Below are 3,829 nucleotides of genomic sequence, written 5' to 3'. Positions count from 1 at the left end.
GGAAGTGTGATGCTTCCACGCAGCGTGACTGAGGCGCTCCTTCGGGCAAGTGAGGAGCACGACCGTCCCGGGAAGGTTGACGGACATGGCCAGTTTCTCCTTTCCGCGGAGGACCAGGCCTTCCTTAAATCCGTTGCGGCTTCCGACCCGGTTGGTCATCCGGTGCCCCCGGGCACGCCCCCCGCCTGAACGGAGGCTCCCCACGCCAGGGCAGTCATGACGGGAATGCGACGCCGCCCACGATGATCGCAACACGACCCCGATATTCAAACGGCCAGATCCCGCAGCTACCCCGGCACCCTCTTCCAGCGACACTACTTCCACCCGCCACCGGTGAACAGCACCTCTCGGTCTCCCTTCGTGCATACTCTGCGCCGTGCCCGCATCCAAGACCCGAACCGGCGGGTTCGCGAGATCACCGGGCTGGACCAGAGCGCGAACCCGGCGGCCCCTCTGGCCCCACACACCGATTCGACTTCCGTTCGGAACTCCCGGTGCGGGTGGTGGACGTAGCTCGACTCAACTGGCCCGCCGCTGAAGCGCCGGCCCGGTTACGTTCGGGCGTGGACGTGTCCGATGAGGGTTGCCCTGTCGCCGTCGGAGCTTTCGAGTTCGAGGATCACCAGTTTCCGCTGACGGTGCCGGCTGAGAACACGAAATTCGATATTTTGGATGTGCAGCGAGTCCCCTGCCCGCACGCGTTTCAGTGTCAGCGTGCGGGCCTCCTGCATGCTGGAAGTCATGCTTATCATCGTCCTCTCCTGTGGCCACCACCCGTGGATTCAGGTATTGGGCCGTTGCCGCACAGCCGAACGTTCAAGGGGCCGAGCACCGTTTCCGGGTTGCCCGGTTCTTTAGCCATCAGAGACGGCAGAACTGACGGACGTAGGGCCGTCGTACTCGGTTTCGGGAATGTGATTTAGCGCGTTCAGGACGTCGCTGTCCGCCCCAGCCTTTTTGGCGTGTGCTAGCAGGGAGTCCTTGGTTGCGGGGTAATCGACACCTCCCAGGAATGTTTGAATGCGGATGGGATCGGGTGTGTTGTCCATGTCAGTACCTTTGGTTTGATGGTTGTTGCTTTCCTTCTCCCCGGGCTCCCCCGGGGCACCCAGCACCACATTGAAGGCTTCGATTCGCCGGTCGGTAACGGTGGTGGGTGACTCCAGATGGACGGCCCCGGTAGGAAGGATCCCCGCCCCGCCGTACTTTTCCATGACGTTCCACTGGGCCACGACGTCTTCGCCACAGTGTTCGGGCGGCAGTTCCGTCCAAAAACGAAAGCCTCCGACATCTTCCAGAGCCGCGCGCCTGAACATGGTGCACCCGCCCAGCCACGCCACCTTATAGGCAAGCCACTGCCCCGGTTCCAAGCCGAGATCGACACTGAGATGGCTCAGGTTTGCCGCGCTATGCAGAGGCCAACGCTCAAATGCCGGCTCGGCTGGCCGGACCCGTTCCGGCGCGACCGTTCCATCCCAGGCGGCGAAACTTCGAGTCTGTTCCGGTCTCCGGTCCTTGAGGTAGGAGAAACCTTGCGGCGCCATGCCGACGAAGCCGCAGCGCAGCTCATCCAGCGCGTGGGCCATCCTGCCGAGCGCCCCAGGCTCTAGCCAGACGTCATCGTCAAGGAAAAGCGTCTTCTCCCCCGAAGCCTGCTCCAAGAGGAATTGCCGGTGTTCAGCCAGGCCACGACGAGGCAGATGGCGAAGCAATTCAACGCGGGTGCCCTGCGCCTCAAGCACCCGAAGAACGGCAGCAACCGGCGCCTGCACCCACGCCGGAGCCCCGTCCGATTGATCGCTGACGACGGTGCGGAAAACCGGACCGTCCTGGGCGGCCAGTCCCGCCAACGTGACGGCCAACTCGGCGGCCCTGTTCCGGGTCGGTATCAGGACATCCACTTCCACATCCTCGAGCGGGCGCGGATCTGCGGCCCACCGCACTGACGTGTCCCGACTCACCGTTCCCCGCCTTTCAGATAAGGGACTCCGCGCCTGACCATTCGTGTCTTCACGTACCCCAGGAGCGCCGGCCGTAAACCCCGCACACCGGTCCGGATCGGGAAGCACCGTTGGCCGCTTATCGACCCGGGAACCCACCGATTTGGAGGAAACCCCGCCTGTTCTCTCCGGAGGAGGAGCGCAACCACCCGAACCCTGAAGACACCCGCCGGTGACAGGTCCGAAATCGGCGTAGTCAGCCGGTCAGCGGCACCGTCCCACTGCTTCCGGGACTGACCGGCTGTCGGCCCTCTCCGAGCTTTGACGGAAATCACAGGGAGCGGCGTCGAGCCCGCCTCCCCCATCTATTCAACGGCGCCGGACGCAAGACCGGCGGGGACGGCCCGTCAACGGCTGCCGAGCCGGTGCCCTGCTGTCCGCGGCGCTTCAGCTCCGCCGTGACAAGATCCAACAGCATTTCCCGGGCAGCCTCCGGTGGACGATTCAAGGGCCTCAAGCCCTCCTGGTCGGCCGGACGAAGCAAAAGCTGACGAATGAGAATCAATTCACCCGATGGAACGAGTGGCCACTGGTAATAAAGATGACGACTTCCAGCGGTGTGCAGTTCCATCACAGGATGATCAATTCCTGAGCCACGGTGCGGGATTCGCTGATGTGGTGAAAGAGCCATGCCGGAATCTTCCCGACGCACAGATCAGCCAACTGCATGACTTCATCCAGCATATGAGCCTTAGCCAGATCATGCCAGACGGTCCGTCAAGCCGGCTCCTGACTGCCCCACCGGGATCGCATGCGGGCCGCTCCCGCGTAATGCCGCGCCCGCCCCGTCCCGGGCATCCAACGGCACCAGGGGCGGCAGGGTACCGCTCCCCGCTCCAGGAGATCCGGGCAGCAATCCACCGGGCAAGCTGCCCATAGGGGGTTCTGGCCGGGAGTCTAAGCTGGATACAGCGGCATCGGCTCGTGAAGTTCTCCGTATGGAAGGGCAGCCCTGCGGACCGGAGCCCGGGGATAGGTGGACCACAACCATGCCGCACGAACTCCTCTGGATGAACTCTCCAGGGTCACTGCACGGATCCGTGGATTGCTCCTCACCGAGGAAAAAGTTGACCGCGCCGTCGAACATCTCGCCTTGGCCATCAGGGACACCATACCCGGGACCGTTGGCGCAGGAGTGTCCCTGCTGGACGCCCGGGGAAACCGGACCAGCAGCGGATCAACAGACCAAATCGTACTGCGCGCCGACGCCCTCCAATACGAGCTGGGAAGCGGCCCCTGCCTCACAGCCTGGCGGCCGAAGAAACCGTCCTCGTCGAGCCGGAATGGACCCAGGCGATCAGCTCACTACCCATCCGCGCCCTCCTGAGCGCCCCGCTACTTGCCGGACGCCAGTGCATCGGAGCGTTGAAAATCTACTCCGCGGGAACCGGCACCTATGACACGGGCACCGCAAGGCTGCTGGACTGTTTGCATCGCCGGCGCAACACTCCTGGCCCACATCCAGGCAAACGAGACGCCCCACCCGATCAGTGACAGCCTGGCCTCAGCGCTCCACGGCAGGGATACCATCAACCGCGCCCGCGGAATACTGATGGAACGTCACGGGATCGGCCCCGAGGCCGCCCTGCAGATGCTCATGAGTCTGGCCCGGGCACAAGGCACTCCCCTGCTGCAGGTCAGCACCGCCCTGATCGCCGGAACACCCACACCGCGGGACTAGGGACCTCGTCATGGGTTTTGATCCACACGAACCGGAACAACGGCGAATGCTCAGCGCCGCCCTCAAAGCCGTCGACCTCCAACTTGGCGACCTCTGGCTCAAATACTTCAGCCTCGGCGGCGCCGCAGGCGAATACGAAGTCGAAGCC

At 63.9% G+C, this 3,829-nt stretch carries 3 protein-coding genes; 1 reads left to right on the top strand and 2 read right to left on the bottom strand.

The window, feature by feature from the left end; translation table 11 throughout:
- Positions 1-551: 551 nt before the first annotated feature.
- The gene (locus B5X90_RS20800) at positions 552-743 is read right to left on the bottom strand and encodes a hypothetical protein (RefSeq protein ID WP_143264861.1); all 192 of its coding nucleotides are present in this window, start codon (positions 741-743) and stop codon (positions 552-554) included.
- A 111-nt stretch (positions 744-854) separates the two neighbouring features.
- Positions 855-1,901, bottom strand: coding sequence for a DUF2795 domain-containing protein (locus tag B5X90_RS20795; protein ID WP_256860371.1), 1,047 nt, complete (start codon positions 1,899-1,901; stop codon positions 855-857).
- A 1,495-nt stretch (positions 1,902-3,396) separates the two neighbouring features.
- On the opposite strand from B5X90_RS20795, the gene B5X90_RS21770 reads away from it, so the two are divergent.
- Positions 3,397-3,681, top strand: coding sequence for an ANTAR domain-containing protein (locus B5X90_RS21770; RefSeq protein ID WP_256860370.1), 285 nt, complete (start codon positions 3,397-3,399; stop codon positions 3,679-3,681).
- Positions 3,682-3,829: the final 148 nt, after the last annotated feature.

Source organism: Arthrobacter sp. 49Tsu3.1M3 (assembly GCF_900168135.1).
In the GTDB taxonomy this organism is placed as follows: domain Bacteria; phylum Actinomycetota; class Actinomycetes; order Actinomycetales; family Micrococcaceae; genus Arthrobacter.
The sequence above is the reverse complement of the archived record's forward strand: the minus strand, read 5'-3'. Positions and strand labels throughout refer to the sequence as shown.